Consider the following 15,993-nt stretch of genomic DNA (forward strand, 5'->3'; position numbering starts at 1 on the left):
GGGTTACAGCGCGCCCTTCGTCGACGGGAGGATTCCGGCGGCGCGCGGGTCGCGCTCGCTGGCGTAGCGCAGGGCCCGGGCGAGCGCCTTGAACTGGCACTCCACGATGTGGTGCGCGTTGCGCCCGTAGGGCACGTGCACGTGCAGCGCGATCTGCGCCTGCGCGACGAAGGACTCCAGTATGTGCCGGGTCATCGTCGTGTCGTACTCGCCGATCATCGGCGCCATGTTCTCGGGCTCGGTGTGCACGAGGTAGGGCCGGCCGGACAGGTCGACGGTGACCTGGGCGAGGGACTCGTCCAGCGGGACCGTGCAGTTGCCGAAGCGGTAGATGCCCACCTTGTCGCCGAGGGCCTGCTTGAAGGCGGCGCCGAGCGCGAGGGCGGTGTCCTCGATGGTGTGGTGGGAGTCGATGTGCAGGTCGCCGTCGGTCTTCACGGTCAGGTCGAACAGACCGTGCCGGCCGAGCTGGTCGAGCATGTGGTCGTAGAAGCCGACGCCGGTGGCGATGTCGGTCCTCCCGGTGCCGTCGAGATCGATCTCGACCAGGACCGAGGTCTCCTTGGTGGTGCGCTCGATTCGTCCGACGCGGACATCGCGAGTCATGCCTCAAGCTCCTTCTTCAGTTCCCGTACCGCGTCGAGGAACGCGTCGTTCTCCGCGGGGGTGCCGGCGGACACCCGCAGCCACCCCGGTACGCCGTTGTCCCGGACCAGGACGCCCCGGTCGAGGATCCGCTGCCAGGCCTCGTGGGCGCTGTCGAACCGGCCGAACTGCACGAAGTTCGCGTCGGACTCGATCACGGCGTAACCGGTCGCACGCAGCTCGGCGACCAGCCGGTCCCGCTCCGACTTGAGCTGCTCGACGTACTTCAGCAGCGTGTCGGTGTGCTCCAGGGCGGCCAGGGCGGTCGCCTGGGTGATCGCCGACAGGTGGTACGGCAGCCGTACGAGCTGGACGGCGTCCACGACCGCGGGGTGCGCGGCGAGATAGCCGAGGCGCAGCCCCGCCGCGCCGAACGCCTTCGACATGGTGCGGGAGACGACCAGGTTCGGGCGGCCCTCCAGCAGCGGCAGCAGCGAGTCGCCGTGGCTGAACTCGACGTACGCCTCGTCCACGACCACCATCGACGGTCCGGCCGCCTGGGCGGCGTCGTACAGCGCGAGGACCGTCTCGGGCGGCACCGCGTTGCCCGTGGGGTTGTTGGGGGTGGTGATGAAGACGACGTCCGGGCGGTGCCCGGCGATGGCGCGCTCGGCGGCCGCCGGGTCGATCGCGAAGTCCTCGGTGCGCGGACCGGAGATCCAGCCCGTGCCGGTGCCGCGCGCGATGAGCGCGTGCATCGAGTACGACGGCTCGAAGCCGATGGCCGTGCGGCCCGGTCCGCCGAAGGTCTGCAGCAGCTGCTGGATGACCTCGTTGGAGCCGTTGGCGGCCCAGACGTTCTCGATGCCGAGGGGGTACCCGCCCGTCCTCGTCAGGTACCTGGCCAGCTCGGTGCGCAGCTGGACCGCGTCCCGGTCGGGGTAGCGGTTCAGGTTGCGGGCGGCCTCGCGCACCCGCTCCGCGATCCGCTCGACCAGCGGTTCGGGCAGCGGGTAGGGGTTCTCGTTCGTGTTCAGCCGTACGGGGACGTCCAGCTGGGGCGCGCCGTAGGGGGACTTGCCGCGCAGCTCGTCCCGTACGGGGAGATCGTCGATTCCGAAGCTCACTTGCTCTCAGGCACCTTCCAACCGAACCTCGCCCTGACCGCCGCGCCGTGCGCGGGCAGGTCCTCCGCCTCCGCCAGCGTCACCACATGGTGCGCGACCTCGGCCAGCGCGTCCTTCGTGTAGTCGACGATGTGGATGCCGCGCAGGAAGGACTGCACGGACAGGCCGGAGGAGTGGCAGGCGCAGCCGCCGGTGGGCAGGACGTGGTTGGACCCGGCCGCGTAGTCGCCGAGCGAGACGGGGGCCCAGGGACCGATGAAGATCGCGCCGGCGTTCTTGACCCGGTCGGCGACCCGCGCGGCGTCGGCGGTCTGGATCTCCAGGTGCTCGGCGCCGTACGCGTCGACCACTCGCAGACCCTCCTCGACGCCGTCGACCAGCACGATCGCGGACTGCCTGCCCGCGAGGGCCGGGCGGATCCGGTTCTCGACGTGCTTGGTGGCCGCGACCTGCGGCTCCAGCTCCTTCTCCACCGCCGCGGCCAGCTCGATGGAGTCGGTGACCAGCACGGCCGCGGCGAGCGGGTCGTGCTCGGCCTGGCTGATCAGGTCCGAGGCCACGTGCACCGGGTCGGCGGTGTCGTCCGCGAGGATCGCGATCTCAGTGGGGCCGGCCTCGGCGTCGATGCCGATCCTGCCGGTGAAGAAGCGCTTGGCGGCGGCGACCCAGATGTTGCCGGGGCCCGTGACCATGTTGGCGGGCGGGCAGGACTCGGTGCCGTAGGCGAACATCGCGACGGCGGTGGCGCCGCCGGCCGCGTAGACCTCGTCCACGCCGAGCAGGGCGCATGCGGCGAGGATCGTGGGGTGCGGCAGGCCGCCGAACTCCGCCTGGGGCGGGGAGGCGAGCGCGATCGAGCCGACCCCGGCCTCCTGGGCCGGCACGGCGTTCATGATCACGGACGAGGGGTAGACGGACCGGCCGCCGGGCGCGTAGAGCCCGACCCGCTCGACCGGCACCCACTTCTCGGTCACCGACCCGCCGGGCACGACCTGGGTGGTGTGCGTGGTGCGGCGCTGCTCGCGGTGGACCAGGCGGGCGCGGCGGATGGACTCCTCCAGGGCCGCGCGCACGGCCGGGTCGAGGGCCTCGAGCGCGTCGGTGATCGCCCGGGCCGGGACACGGACGGATTCCAGCCGTACTCCGTCGAACTTCTCCGCGAAGTCGATCAGCGCCGCGTCGCCCCGATGATGCACGGCCTCGCAGATCGGACGCACCTTCTCCAGGGCGGCCTGAACGTCGAAGTCGGCTCGGGGCAGCAGGTCGCGCAGGGCGGGACCCTCGGGAAGGGCGTCGCCGCGCAGATCGATTCGGGAGATCACGGTTCCAATTCTCTCAGACCGGGGTCCGGAGCCGTTCGCGCGTATCAATGGCTGATACAGAACCTGGCCGGAACCCGGAAGATCGCCTTCACCATTAGTGTTCCGGGCGTCACTCAGCGGGCATGAACGGATGTACGAAACACGTGACCCGCGAGTAGCCGGAACAGCCCGTGAGCACGTGCCGCGCAGTGCACGTGACTCGCAGTGAAGCAGCACACGTGACGCGTGGTGGTCGGTACAGCTCGTGGGCGCGTGACGCGTGAGCAGTCGGGAGCGCTCGCGAGCAGTCGAGAAAGAAGGAAGAGCGGTGACCGAGGGTGCCGGCATCCGCGCCGGGGACCTGCCGGACGACCTGACCGCGGCCGAGGCGGGCATGTGGCAGGCCTTCCGCAACGGCAGCGTGTACGACCTGAGCAGCGCAGACGCCGTCGTGGACGATCCGCACGGCGGGCACCCCTGGGGGCCCGAGCGGAGCGTCAGGGCGCGCATCATCTGCTGGCTGCTGCTGGACGGGCCGCCCGCGCTCCCGGGCCGGGTGTCCTCGCTGAAGCTCGTCGGCGTGCGGATCACCGGCACGCTGGACCTTGCGGGCGGCACGGTCGCCCCGTACATGGAGATGCGCGGCTGCCGCTTCGACAACGAGATCCTGCTGCCCGAGGCCCGCTTCACGACCGTACGCCTGGTGGACTGCGCGGTGCCGCGCCTGGAGGCGGCCCGGGTGCACACCGAGGGCGATCTGCACCTGCCGCGCTGCCGGTTCCAGAACGGGGTGCGGCTGACCGACGCGCACATCGGCACCGATCTGCTGCTCAACCAGGCGATCGTCTACCGGGACCGCAGCGGCCGTTCGATCGCCGCGGACGGCATGACCGTGGGCCAGGACCTGCAGGCGGAGCTGCTGGAGTCGCACGGCGAGCTGAGCCTGCGCAGCGCCAAGATCGGGGTCTCGCTGAGCCTGCGCGGCGCGAAACTGGCCAACCCGTACGCGCGCCTCGCCCTGAACGCCCCTCAGCTCACGGTGGAGCGCACCCTGTATCTGACTCCGGCCGGCGTGGGCAATCCGCTGCTGAGCGGGACGACCCCGGCGCGCGGGACCCGGATCCAGCGGTTCGAGTGCCAGGGCGGGCTGCGGCTGGACGACGGGCGGTTCGGGGACGCCGTGGACCTGGAGCGGGCCCGGTTCTCCTTCACCGACGACCAGGAGCTGTCGCTGCGCCGGGTGCAGACGCCCGAGCTGCGCTTCCTCGGGGACCGGCCGCGGCGCGGCAAGGTGGTGCTGTCCGGCGCGCGGGTCGTCAACCTGGTGGACCGCGCGAGCAGCTGGCCGGGCCCGGGCAGCCTGCACATGGGCGGCTTCGCCTACGAGAGCCTGGTCCCGCAGGGCCCCTTCCCGCTGACCCGGCGGCTGGACTGGGTGGCCGCGGCCACCGCGGAGTACAACCCGGAGCCGTACGAGCGGCTGGCCACCGTGCTGCGCGCGGCCGGTGAGGACGAGGACGCCCGCGAGGTGCTGCTCGCCAAGCAGCGCCGGCGCCGTGAGACGCTGCCGCTGGCCGCCAAGTTCTGGGGCTACGTCCAGGACCTGACCGTCGCCTACGGCTACCGGCCGGGCCGGGCGGCGGTGTGGATGGCCGTGTTGTGGGCGGCGGGCACGCTCGCCTTCTCGCACGCCGCACACCCGCCGGTCAACTCGGGCGGGCATCCGTCCTGGAGCCCCGCCCTGTTCACGCTGGACCTCCTGCTGCCGGTGATCGACCTGGGCCAGGTCGGCCAGTGGCAGCTGCGCGGCGGCTGGCAGTGGCTGTCGGCCGCGATGATCATGCTGGGCTGGATCCTGGCGACGACGGTGGCCGCGGGGGCGACCCGGCTGCTGCGGCGGGGCTGACGCCCGGTCGGCCGACAGGTGGCCCACAGGGACCGAACAGTCACCTTTTGCCCGTCCTTGACCATCGGCCGTACAACCTTCCGCGACTTGCCCGGACCCTCTGGCGCACCCACGACCTGCGGTCTTTCAATGGTCGACACCATGGCTCTGCTGCCGGCGTTCCTCCGCCCCACACGGATGACACGACGTGCCTCGCGCCCGGCCGCCCCACCGCCGGCCGGCGACGAGGCCGTCCTCGACGCGCCCGACGAACGCCTCTCCCCCGCGCTGGTCGCGGCCGGCCGGGGCGAGTACGGCGCCGCCTCCGCACTGCTCGCCGCCACCCGCGCGGCGGCCGGGTGGGAGGACCGCGACCGCTGGGCCAAACGGCTCGCCGCCTTCGCCCGCTCACGCCCCGAGTGGTTCGAGCAGTGGCACGCGGCCGACCCCGGCGATCCCGACGTGCTGCTCGTCGGCGCCCAGCTGGCGGTGGACCGCGTCTGGCCCTCGCCGGCCCGCGCCGAGCTGCTGCGCGAGGTGAGCCCGCTGATCACGGCCGCCGCCCGCGCCGACGACCGCGACCCGGTGCCGTGGCGGATCGCACTCGACCACGCACGCGGCTCCCGGGCCGGCCACCGGTACTTCGAGGAGCTGTGGGAGGCGGCGGTCCGGCGCGCCCCGCACCACTACGGCTGTCATGTGGCCGCCCTGCGCTATCTGGGCACCTTCTGGCACGGCTCGCACCGCGAGTGCTTCGACTTCGCCGACCGGGCCGCGCAGGACGCGCCGGACCACTCCCTCGTCCAGGCGCTGCCGGCCCGCGCGGCCCTCGCCTACCTGACCGACGGCTGCGGCCCCCGGGTGCCGCGCGAGCGGCTGGACGCGGCGGCCGACCGGGCGGTCGCGCTCTCGGGCCGGTTCCCCGCGGCCGACCCCTGGCCCGCCGAGGTCCGCAACAAGCTGCTCTACGTCCTGCTGCGACTGGAGCGCTGGGAGGAGGCCCGCGCCCAGCTGCGGCTGATCGGCCCGTACGCCACCTCCTTCCCCTGGGACCGGGTCTCGGAGGACCCCCTGGGCCTGTTCCTGCGGCTGCGCGAGGACCTCCTGAGCGGGACCGGCCGCCCCCGTCCGGACGGCCTGCTGCCCGCTCCGCTGCGGCCGCGCAGCGAGCACCGCGGACACGCCCACGCCGGTGACCATTAGGCTGGGGCGCCGTGACCACCGCTCGTCTCCCCCTCTTCCCGCTGAACTCGGTGCTGTTCCCGGGGCTCGTGCTCCCGCTGAACGTGTTCGAGGAGCGTTATCGCGCCATGATGCGCGAGCTGCTGAAGGCTCCCGAGGACGAGCCGCGCCGATTCGCCGTCGTGGCGATCCGCGACGGCTCCGAGGTGGCGCCCAGCGCTCCGGGCATGCCGGACCCGACCGCACAGCCCGAACGCGGCCCGGCGGCGGGGTTCGGCCCCGAGCCCCTCAAGGCCTTCCAGCAGGTGGGCTGCGTGGCGGACGCGGCGACCATCCGGGAGCGCGCCGACGGCACGTTCGAGGTGCTGGCGACCGGGACGACCCGGGTACGCCTGCTGTCCGTGGACGCGTCGGGCCCGTTCCTGACGGCGGAGCTGGAGGAACTGCCGGAGGAACCCGGCGACGAGGCGGGCGCGCTGGCGGAGGGTGTCCTGCGCGCGTTCCGCCAGTACCAGAAGCGGCTGGCGGGCGCCCGCGAGCGCTCGCTCTCGACCGGCGCGGACCTCCCGGACGAGCCGTCGGTGGTCTCCTACCTGGTGGCGGCGGCGATGGTCCTGGACACACCGACGAAGCAACGGCTGCTGCAGGCGCCGGACACCGCCTCCCGGCTCCGGGACGAGCTGAAACTTCTTCGCGCGGAGACGGCCATCATCCGTAGCCTGCCCTCGTTGCCCGCGTTCGAGCTGACGCGGACGCCGACCAGTCTGAACTGAGCGAACCGAGGCCGACACACCCGATGGCGAAGAAGTCCAAGAAGCAGCAGTCCGGCGGCACGCCCGCGACGGTGGCCTTGACGGCGGCGGGCGTGGACTACACGGTCCACGCCTACGACCACGACCCCTCCCACCCCTCCTACGGCGAGGAGGCGGCGGAGGCGACCGGTGTCTCCCCCGACCGGGTCTTCAAGACCCTGGTGGCCGACGTGGACGGCGCCCTGACGGTGGCGGTGGTCCCGGTCTCCGGCACGCTGGACCTCAAGGCCCTGGCGGCGGCGGTGGGCGGCAAACGGGCCACGATGGCCGACCCCGCCCTCGCCGAACGCACCACCGGCTACGTCCGCGGCGGCATCTCCCCCCTGGGCCAGCGCAAGAAGCTCCCCACGGTCCTGGACGACTCGGCGGGCGCCCACCCCACGATCTGCGTCTCGGCGGGCCGCAGGGGCCTGGAGGTCGAACTGTCCCCCGGGGACCTGACCGACCTGACGTCCGCGGTACTGGCACCGATCGGCAGAACCTGACAGCAGGCCGCACCGACCCGGCCGGCCGGGCGCGGGACAGCCCCGGCCGTCACCGCCGACGAAGCCGGACAGGCACTCGCACGCACCCGCCCCTGGTACCCGTCCCTGGAACCCGACCGAGCCGCACCCGCCCACCTGCCCCTCGGTGCGACCGAGCCGGGCAAGCACGAGCACGCACCCATCCACACGGCCGACCGAGCCGAGGGGGCTACGCCCGGCCCACTCGGCCGACCGAGCCGGGAAGAGCTGCGTCTGACGCACTCGGGCGGCCTAGCCAGGAAAGGGCTACGCCTTGCGCATTCGGCCGACCGAGCCGGGAGGGCCGTGCCTGACGCACTCGGGCGGCCGCGGTGTCGGAGAGTTCCCTGACCCGGCCGACCGGCCGAGGCGTCGAAGAGCCTCCTGACCCCGTCCAGCCGGCCGAGGCGTCGGAGAGTTCCCCGACTCGGCCGGCCCGTCGAGACGTGGAAGGCATGCGTCTGGCTCATGCAGCCGACCGAGTCGGGTGGGTGGGCAAGGGGGGCCAGGGGCGGAGCCCCGGTTACGGCAGCTCGGGGTCCCGGGGGCCGAACAGCGCGGTGAGTCCGAAGTGCACCAGCACCGCAGCAAGCGGCCAAGCCAGCACCGCCCCCTTCGCCCCCAACTTCAACGGCGCCGAAAAGGCAACGCCCTTCCCCACCGCCTTCGCGTGAGCGATCACGTCGGACTGGGGCCCCAGCCACATGCCGACCCGCCACGCCAGCAGCGACCCGAGCAGCCCGCCCAGGCCGAGCGCAACGACCAGCGGCACACCCCCGCGCCGCCGCAGCAGAAACACGACCACCGCACTGACCAGCCCGAAGCCCAGCCCCAGCAGCGTGAACGTCCCGTCCGCCCCGACCGCCTGCTCCCCTTCGCTGTCCTTGAGGTAGACGACCCAGCTCCGGTCGACCACGTCACCCACCAGCGGCACGTGCGGCGCAAGCCAGCTCCACAGCAGCCCGAGCAGCACCCCGCCCAGCGCCAACGCCACCGTGATCACGGCGGCTTCCCGCACTTCGGTCTTCATCCCAGGGCCGTCCTGTTCGTACCAGCCCGCGCCCGGCGCCCCGGCAGGCGGGGCCTGCCGGACCTGGTGCGGGGAGTCGTCGTGCGGCGGCGGAGGCGGAGTCAGCGGTGCGGTCACCCTGACATCGTGCCAGGCCGCGCTGTGCGCCGCGTCACCGGACGGCCGCCCTGCGGTACGCCCAGGTCGCCACGGCGAGCGAGACGACGCCGACACCCGCGCACACTCCCAGGTCGGCAAGGACCACGGCCCAGTCGGGATGTGCCCCGAACGTCCGTGCGTAAGCCTCCACGCCGTAGGTCGACGGCAGCAGATCCCGGGCCAGCCGTACGATCTCCGGCATCCGGTCGGCCGGCAGCACACCCAGCAGCAGCGCCGCCGACATGCCCAGCTGACCGAGCAGCGTGGCCAGCTCGGGCCGCGGTGCGAGCAGCCCGCAGGCCGCCCCCAGCCCGGACAGCGCGGCCCCGGCGAGCGGGATCACGGCCACCAGGATCCACAGGTTGGACAGCGGCAGCCCGAAGAGCACGCAGCCGAAGACGGCGGTCACCAGGGTCCCCGGCACGGTGAAGGAGGCGTACGCCCCCGCCGCGCCCAGCACGACCGCCGCCGGCGGTACCGGCAGCGTGGCGTAGTGGTCGAGCCCTCCGCTGGCCCGCAGCTGCCCGAAGTACTGCGACAGCAGGTTCAGCGCGACATACGCGACGACCAGCACCGACGACCCGGCCACCACGGACTGTGCCTCGCCGCCGCTGTCGACGACGCCCCGCATCATCACGGTGATGCCGACGGACTGGAAGGTGGCCACGAACAGCAGCGGGATGCGGGCCACCCGGGCCCTGGACAGCTGTGCCCGGTAGACGGCCGCCAGCGACGGCCACAGCCGTGCGGGCGGCCCGAGTTCGGCCGCGCCCCGGGCCGCCTGTGGCACGGTCCGGGCACCGCCCGGCAGCACCTCCGCGGGTACGACACTCACGACGACCTGCTCCTCTTCCCTACGGCGGCCTCGCCACCGTCCCACAGGGACCATACGGATTGCACGGGACTCCCGCTCACGCCTTCACCAGCCCCTGCCGTGCCGCGCCGCCCAGCGCCAGGTAGACGTCCTCCAGGCTGGGCGTGGCGAGGGTGAAGTCGTCCAGGGCGGCGAAGGCGGCCCCGCCGGTCACCGTGGCGACGGCGGCCCGGGCCTCCTCGGGCGCGAGCCGCAGCGTCCAGCGGCGCCCGGACTCCACGGCCCGCTCCCGCAGCACGGCGACCTCGGGCACGTCGAGCGGCGCGCGCTCCCGCCACACCAGCTCGACCCGCACCTCGCCGGAGACCTGTTCCTTGAGCCCTGCGGGGGTGTCGCAGGCGATGACCCGGCCCTGGTCCAGGACGGCGACCCGGTCCAGGACGGTCTCGGCCTCGATGACGTTGTGGGTGACCAGCAGCACGGTCGTACCGTGCTCGGCCCGGCGCCGGTCCACGGCTGCCCACACCGCGCGCCGGGCCACCGGGTCCATGCCGGTGGTCGGCTCGTCCAGGACGAGCAGCGGGCGTGCCCCGACGAGGGCGGCGGCGAAGCAGGCGAGCCGCCGCTGTCCCCCGGACAGTTTCTTCAGGGTCCGCCCGGCGATCGGCGTCAGGGCGAGTTCCTCCAGCACGGCGTCCCGCTCGGCCCGTGCCCGGCGTACGTCCAGGCCGCGCAGGCGCCCGGTGGTCTCGGCGGCGAGCGCCACGGTCAGCTCGTCCAGTGCGGAGGACTCCTGGCCGAGGTAGGCGAGGATCCGCGCGGCACGCTCGGGGTGGCGCACGATGTCGTGGCCGAGGATCTCGACGCTGCCCGCGTCGGGGCGCAGCAGTCCGGTGAGCTGCCGTACCAGGGTGGACTTGCCGGCGCCGTTCGGCCCGAGCAGCCCGAAGATCTCCCCGCGGCGCACGTCCAGGGTCACGGCGTCGGTGGCCCGCACCTCGGGGGTGCCCGGCGTCCCGCGCCGTCCCTTGAGGGGCGGGTAGGTCTTGCTGAGCCCGCGCACGCGTACGACCTCGTCATGCCGAAGTGCCTGTGCCGCGCGCGTACTCACAAGGGACGAGACTACGGGGTCCGAACCCTTTACTCGCCTTTGGGGCCTCTTCTCACCCCACCGCCGGGGAGAATCCGCCGCACCGGCCCATCAGGGCCGGCTCACTCCCCGGCGGAGGCCTGCTCCGCTGCCGCCGGCACATCGAACTCGCGCCAGAACCCCGCCCGGATGGCGTAACGATCGTGATCGTCGATCTGGTCGTCCTTGTGGGCCAGCAGCCCGAAGCGGGCGGCGTACCGCAGCAGCTCGCCGTCGATGCGGTGCGGGATGCGGGGATACATCGAGGACAGCCGCTGCAGATGGCTCTGGTCGCCGAGCCGGGACATCCACCGCCGGGCGAAGACCTGACCCACCTCGTACGGGTCGCCGCCGACCGTGGTGATGTCCTCCTCCCGGTCGGCCCACCGCTGCTCGGCGGTGGTCAGCTGGGCCAGGGTCGGCATGGAGGCGACCTCGGGCGACTCGGACACCCCGCCCGGACGGTCCACCCAGCCCTTGTCGGACGACCACCTCAGCGTCGCCGTCGTCGGGTGCTGCACGGCCTGCGCGCCGGGTGCGCGCAGGGCGGCGAGGTCCTTGGGCGTGGGTACGCCCTTGGGCGCGGGCACCCGCTCCTGGGTGCCGTTCTCCGACACGGCGGCCGACTGGTGGGCGCCCTCCTCGGCGGGCCGCTCGGCGGCCGCGGCGAGCGAGGACTCGGGCAGCGGCGCGGAGAGGATCGCCGCGATCTCGGGGCGGGGCGCGGGCGGCGGGGCGCAGACGCCGGTCAGCTCCTTGGCGCGGACGGCCTGGGTGATCCAGGCCCGGTCGAGCACGCGCCGCTCGTCGGCCTCGGCGACCAGGTCCTCGGACTGGTTGTAGTCCCCGTCGGCGGCCTGTACGGCCCACAGGTGGACGGCGACGCCGTGCTCCTTGGCGGCCATCATGCCGGGCAGCAGGTCGCCGTCGCCGGTGACCAGGACGACATCGGAGCAGGCGCGGTTGCGGGCCAGCTCGGTCAGCTCCGCGTGCATGGCGGCGTCGACGCCCTTCTGCGCCCAGCGTCCGTCACTGCGGGTGAGGGCGCCCAGCCGGACGGTGACCCGGGGCATCACCCGCAGCCGGCGGTGCTCCGGCTGGGGTACGCGGTCGGGCGCGCCGTCGAACCAGTAGATGCGCAGCAGGGGCCGCTCGGTCTCCGACTCGGCGCGTTCGCGCAGGGCCTGGATCAGTGCGGCGTGGTCGACGGTGATCCGGGACCGCGAGGGCTCACCGGCGAGGAGGCTGGCGGCGGCACCCAGCAGGTACCCGGCGTCCACCAGGACGATGCAGCGGTCCACGCGACTCACCCTCTTCCCGGGAGGCTTAGCTTCGGACTTCCTTCGAGTCTGCCCGACCGCGCGGGGGTTAACGGCCCGAACTCGATCTTCGGCGTGGCGTTTGCGCCTTTGTCTCGCTCACCCCGCCTGTCACACACGGTAATTATCCGACATGCGACTCATGTCAGCTTATGTGAATCTGGTCCCGGCTCTGGCCCCCAGATCCCCCACAGGAGGCAGATCACCATGGCCAAGAACAAGAACCGCAAGCAGGGTGGCCCGCAGAACCGCGCTTCGCAGGCCGAGCAGGCCCAGGAGCACGCACAGCGGTCGTCCACGGAGGCCCACGAGTCTCCGATGCACGTCCCGGGCAGCCCGTCGGACGTTGCTCGTAAGCAGCAGAAGCGCTTCGGCCACAACTAAAGGGCAGTTGAAGCCCAGGCACACGGAAGGGGCGCACCCTACGAGGGTGCGCCCCTTCCGGCTTCTTCCGCCCGGCCCGCCGGGCAGGACGGGTGTTCCGCCCGGCAGGCCGGGCACGACGGGTGTTCCGCTCAGACCACCTGGCAGGACCGGTGTTCCGCTCAGCCCGCCAGGCAGGACGGGCCCAGCAGCACCTTCAGATCGCCGAAGAGGGCCGGGTCGGGCTTGACCCGGTGCCGGTCCAGGCGCAGCACGGTGGTCTTGCGCGGGCCCTGGAGCTTGATCCGCACCTCGCTGTCGCCCTTGTGGTGGCTGAGGATCTCGCCGAGGCGGCTGACCATCGGCGGGGTGACCCGGGTGGCCGGGATGGTGAGGATCACCGGCGCGTTGGTGCCCGCGTTGGACAGGTCCGGGACCATCAGCTCCATGGCGACGAGCCGGGGCACGTCCTCGCGCTTGTCGAGGCGGCCCTTGACGAACACGACCGCGTCCTCGACCAGTTGGGTGGACACCAGCTGGTAGGTGGCGGGGAAGAACATGCACTCGATGGAGCCGGCGAGGTCCTCGACGGTGGCGATGGCCCAGGCGTTGCCCTGCTTGGTCATCTTGCGCTGCAGGCCCGAGATGATGCCGCCGATGGTGACCACCGCGCCGTCGGCGTGCTCGCCGCCGGTGAGCTGGGAGATGCCCGCGTCGGCCTTGTCGGACAGCACGTGCTCCAGGCCGAAGAGCGGGTGGTCGGAGACGTACAGGCCGAGCATCTCCCGCTCCTGGGCGAGCAGATAGGTCTTGTCCCACTCGTCCTCGGTGAACTGCACGTCGAGTCCGAAGCCGGGCTCGGTGCTCTCCTCCTCGCCCATGCCGCCGAAGAGGTCGAACTGTCCCTCGGCCTCCTTGCGCTTGACCGCGACCACGTTGTCGATCATCGGCTCGTACTGGGCCGTCAGTCCCTTGCGGGTGTGCCCCAGGGTGTCGAAGGCTCCCGCCTTGATCAGCGACTCCGTGGTGCGCTTGTTGCACGCGACCGCCTCGACCTTGTCGAGGTAGTCCGGGAAGGAGGCGTACTTGCCCTTCGCCTTGCGGCTCTTGATGATCGACTCGACCACGTTGGTGCCGACGTTGCGCACGGCTTCGAGGCCGAAGAGGATCACGTCGTCGCCCTGGGCGGCGAAGTTGTGCACCGACTCGTTGACGTTGGGCGGGAGCACCTTGATGCCCATGCGGCGGCACTCGTTGAGATAGATCGCCGACTTGTCCTTGTCGTCCTTGACGGAGGTCAGGAGCGCGGCCATGTACTCGGCGGGGTAGTTCGCCTTCAGGTAGGCGGTCCAGTACGAGACCAGGCCGTACGCGGCGGAGTGGGCCTTGTTGAAGGCGTAGCCGGCGAACGGGACCAGCACGTCCCACAGGGCCTGGATGGCCTCGTCGCTGTAGTCGTTCTTGCGGGCGCCGGCCTGGAAGATGGTGAAGTTCTTCGCCAGTTCCTCCGGCTTCTTCTTGCCCATCACCCGGCGGAGGATGTCGGCCTCGCCGAGCGAGTAGCCCGCGATGATCTGGGCTGCCTTCTGCACCTGCTCCTGGTAGACGATCAGGCCGTAGGTGACCGCCAGGACCTCTTCGAGGGGCTCTGCCAGCTCCTTGTGGATCGGGGTGATCTCCTGGAGCTTGTTCTTGCGCAGCGCGTAGTTGGTGTGCGAGTCCATGCCCATGGGGCCCGGCCGGTAGAGCGCCGACACGGCGGAGATGTCTTCGAAGTTGTCGGGCTTCATCAGGCGCAGCAGCGAGCGCATGGGGCCGCCGTCGAACTGGAAGACGCCGAGGGTGTCGCCGCGCTGGAGCAGTTCGAAGGTCGTCGGATCGTCGAGCGGGAGGCTCAGCAGATCGATGTCGACGCCCTTGTTGGACTTCACCATCTTGACGGCGTCGTCCATGATCGTGAGGTTGCGCAGGCCGAGGAAGTCCATCTTCAGCAGGCCGAGCGACTCGCAGCTCGGGTAGTCCCACTGCGTGATGGTCACGCCGTCGGTGTGCCGCACCCACACCGGGACGTGCTCGGTGATGGTCTCGCTGGACATGATCACGCCGGCCGCGTGCACACCCATCTGCCGGACCAGACCCTCGACGCCCTTGGCGGTGTCGATGACCTTCTTCACGTCCGGCTCGTTCTCGTACATCCCGCGGATCTCGCCCGCCTCGCCGTAGCGCGGGTGCGAGGGGTCGGTGATGCCGTTCAGGTCGATGCCCTTGCCGAGGACGTCGGCGGGCATCGCCTTGGTCAGCCGGTCGCCCATGGCGTACGGGTAGCCCAGCACGCGCGCGGAGTCCTTGATCGCGTTCTTGGCCTTGATCTTGCCGTACGTGCCGATCATGGCGACCTTGTCGGCGCCGTACTTCTCCGTCACGTACCGGATGACCTCGACGCGCCGACGCTCGTCGAAGTCGATGTCGACGTCGGGCATGGAGACGCGCTCGGGGTTGAGGAAGCGCTCGAAGATCAGGCCGTGCGGGATCGGGTCGAGGTCGGTGATGCCCATGGCGTAGGCGACGATCGAACCGGCCGCGGAGCCTCGGCCGGGGCCGACCGCGATGCCGTTGTTCTTGGCCCACATGATGAAGTCGGCGACCACGAGGAAGTAGCCCGGGAACCCCATCTGGATGATGACGTCCATCTCGTACTCGGCCTGCTTCTGGCGGTCCTCGGGGATGCCGCCGGGGAAGCGGCGCTCCATGCCGCGGCGCACCTCCTCCTTGAACCAGGTGACCTCGGTGTAGCCGTCGGGGATGTCGAACTTCGGCATGAGGTTCTTCGCCTCGAACATGCCGGTCGTGTCCACCATCTCGGCGACGAGGAGCGTGTTGGCGCAGCCCTCCTGCCAGGCGTCCGAGGAGTCGATGGCGTACATCTCGTCCGTGGACTTCAGGTAGTAGCCGGTGCCGTCGAACTTGAAGCGGTCCGGGTCGGAGAGGTTCTTGCCGGTCTGGATGCACAGCAGGGCGTCGTGGGCGCCGGCCTCGTGCGCGTAGGTGTAGTGCGAGTCGTTGGTGACCAGCGGGGGAATGCCGAGCTTCTTGCCGATCTCCAGCAGGCCGTCACGGACCCGGTGCTCGATCTCGATGCCGTGGTCCATCAGTTCCAGGAAGTAGCGGTCCTTGCCGAAGATGTCCTGGTAGTCGGCGGCCGCCTTGAGGGCCTCGTCGAAGTGGCCGAGGCGCAGCCGGGTCTGGACCTCGCCGGAGGGGCAGCCGGTGGAGGCGACGATGCCCTCGGACCACTGGGAGATGGTCTCCTTGTCCATCCGGGGCCACTTCTGCAGCCAGCCCTCGGCGTAGGCGTCGGAGGAGAGCCGGAAGATGTTGTGCAGGCCCGTCCTGTTCACGGCCCACATCGTCTTGTGGGTGTAACCACCCGAGCCGGAGACGTCGTCACGCTTCTGGTGCGGCTGGCCCCACTGGATCTTGCGCTTGTTGCGCCGGGACTCAGGGGCGACATATGCCTCGATCCCGATGATCGGGGTGATTCCGGCCTTCTGCGCGGTATGGAAGAAGTCGTACGCCCCGTGCAGGTTGCCGTGGTCGGACATGGCGATGTGCGTCATGCCCATCTCATTGCAGGCGTTGAACATGTCCTTGAGCCGCGCGGCACCGTCCAGCAGCGAGTACTGGGTGTGGACGTGCAGGTGCGTGAAGGGCGGCTTTGACACGGTTTCGGCCTCCAAAGGAAACGTGCGTCGACGATCTTCCGACCGGCTGCGGACCGACTGCGGACAGTCTGGGGGACAGCGTC

The 15,993-nt window shown here is 71.5% G+C and carries 13 protein-coding genes; 5 read left to right on the forward strand and 8 right to left on the reverse strand.

Features of this window, described 5'->3' with window-relative positions; translation table 11 throughout:
• Nucleotides 1-3 precede the first annotated feature (3 nt).
• The 3 genes from hisB to hisD are packed head-to-tail and all read right to left on the reverse strand — an operon-like array spanning nucleotide 4 to nucleotide 3,034.
• Entirely contained in the window at nucleotides 4-606 is a 603-nt protein-coding gene (hisB, locus tag ACZ7P3_RS17785; RefSeq protein ID WP_468603202.1) for an imidazoleglycerol-phosphate dehydratase HisB, read from the reverse strand.
• Nucleotides 603-1,712, reverse strand: coding sequence for a histidinol-phosphate transaminase (locus tag ACZ7P3_RS17790; protein WP_472082588.1), 1,110 nt, complete (start codon nucleotides 1,710-1,712; stop codon nucleotides 603-605). The genes hisB and ACZ7P3_RS17790 overlap by 4 nt, the downstream gene beginning before the upstream one ends.
• The gene (hisD, locus tag ACZ7P3_RS17795; protein WP_472082590.1) at nucleotides 1,709-3,034 is read right to left on the reverse strand and encodes a histidinol dehydrogenase; all 1,326 of its coding nucleotides are present in this window, start codon (nucleotides 3,032-3,034) and stop codon (nucleotides 1,709-1,711) included. The genes ACZ7P3_RS17790 and hisD overlap by 4 nt, the downstream gene beginning before the upstream one ends.
• Nucleotides 3,035-3,341: 307 nt before the next feature.
• On the opposite strand from hisD, the gene ACZ7P3_RS17800 reads away from it, so the two are divergent.
• The 4 genes from ACZ7P3_RS17800 to ybaK all read left to right on the forward strand — a co-directional run bounded on the left by ACZ7P3_RS17800 (nucleotide 3,342) and on the right by ybaK (nucleotide 7,377).
• Nucleotides 3,342-4,919: an oxidoreductase gene (locus ACZ7P3_RS17800; RefSeq protein ID WP_472082592.1), complete on the forward strand. Its 1,578-nt coding sequence runs from the start codon at nucleotides 3,342-3,344 to the stop codon at nucleotides 4,917-4,919.
• A 129-nt stretch (nucleotides 4,920-5,048) separates the two neighbouring features.
• Complete coding sequence (locus ACZ7P3_RS17805) at nucleotides 5,049-6,101, forward strand: hypothetical protein (RefSeq protein WP_472082594.1); 1,053 nt, start codon at nucleotides 5,049-5,051, stop codon at nucleotides 6,099-6,101.
• Between the two features lie 11 nt (nucleotides 6,102-6,112).
• Nucleotides 6,113-6,853, forward strand: coding sequence for an LON peptidase substrate-binding domain-containing protein (locus ACZ7P3_RS17810; RefSeq protein ID WP_472082595.1), 741 nt, complete (start codon nucleotides 6,113-6,115; stop codon nucleotides 6,851-6,853).
• Nucleotides 6,854-6,876: 23 nt separating this feature from the next.
• The gene (gene ybaK / locus ACZ7P3_RS17815; RefSeq protein ID WP_472082597.1) at nucleotides 6,877-7,377 is read left to right on the forward strand and encodes a Cys-tRNA(Pro) deacylase; all 501 of its coding nucleotides are present in this window, start codon (nucleotides 6,877-6,879) and stop codon (nucleotides 7,375-7,377) included.
• Nucleotides 7,378-7,918: 541 nt separating this feature from the next.
• Here ybaK and ACZ7P3_RS17820 read toward each other — a convergent pair.
• The 4 genes from ACZ7P3_RS17820 to ACZ7P3_RS17835 all read right to left on the reverse strand — a co-directional run bounded on the left by ACZ7P3_RS17820 (nucleotide 7,919) and on the right by ACZ7P3_RS17835 (nucleotide 11,807).
• Nucleotides 7,919-8,542, reverse strand: a complete 624-nt coding sequence (locus ACZ7P3_RS17820; RefSeq protein WP_472082599.1) for an AAA family ATPase — start codon at nucleotides 8,540-8,542, stop codon at nucleotides 7,919-7,921.
• A gap of 34 nt (nucleotides 8,543-8,576) precedes the next feature.
• Nucleotides 8,577-9,398, reverse strand: coding sequence for an ABC transporter permease (locus ACZ7P3_RS17825; RefSeq protein ID WP_472082601.1), 822 nt, complete (start codon nucleotides 9,396-9,398; stop codon nucleotides 8,577-8,579).
• 76 nt (nucleotides 9,399-9,474) lie between these two features.
• On the reverse strand, nucleotides 9,475-10,488 hold the full coding sequence (locus ACZ7P3_RS17830) for an ABC transporter ATP-binding protein (RefSeq protein WP_472082603.1): 1,014 nt from the start codon (nucleotides 10,486-10,488) through the stop codon (nucleotides 9,475-9,477).
• 101 nt (nucleotides 10,489-10,589) lie between these two features.
• The gene (locus tag ACZ7P3_RS17835; RefSeq protein ID WP_472082605.1) at nucleotides 10,590-11,807 is read right to left on the reverse strand and encodes an NYN domain-containing protein; all 1,218 of its coding nucleotides are present in this window, start codon (nucleotides 11,805-11,807) and stop codon (nucleotides 10,590-10,592) included.
• A gap of 225 nt (nucleotides 11,808-12,032) precedes the next feature.
• Here ACZ7P3_RS17835 and ACZ7P3_RS17840 point away from each other — a divergent pair, with 225 nt between their 5' ends.
• Nucleotides 12,033-12,209: a hypothetical protein gene (locus ACZ7P3_RS17840; RefSeq protein WP_472082607.1), complete on the forward strand. Its 177-nt coding sequence runs from the start codon at nucleotides 12,033-12,035 to the stop codon at nucleotides 12,207-12,209.
• A gap of 161 nt (nucleotides 12,210-12,370) precedes the next feature.
• Here ACZ7P3_RS17840 and dnaE read toward each other — a convergent pair whose 3' ends face one another.
• Entirely contained in the window at nucleotides 12,371-15,910 is a 3,540-nt protein-coding gene (gene dnaE / locus ACZ7P3_RS17845; protein ID WP_472082609.1) for a DNA polymerase III subunit alpha, read from the reverse strand.
• Between the last annotated feature and the right edge of the window lie 83 nt (nucleotides 15,911-15,993).

Source organism: Streptomyces sp. NPDC107581 (genome assembly GCF_055657175.1).

Bases quoted from the DNA above. Each gene is read 5' to 3' on its own strand.
- hisB (WP_468603202.1), bottom strand. From the start codon at position 606: ATGACTCGCGATGTCCGCGTCGGACGAATCGAGCGCACCACCAAGGAG.
- ACZ7P3_RS17805 (WP_472082594.1), top strand. From the start codon at position 5,049: ATGGTCGACACCATGGCTCTGCTGCCGGCGTTCCTCCGCCCCACACGG.
- ybaK (WP_472082597.1), top strand. From the start codon at position 6,877: ATGGCGAAGAAGTCCAAGAAGCAGCAGTCCGGCGGCACGCCCGCGACG.
- ACZ7P3_RS17840 (WP_472082607.1), top strand. From the start codon at position 12,033: ATGGCCAAGAACAAGAACCGCAAGCAGGGTGGCCCGCAGAACCGCGCT.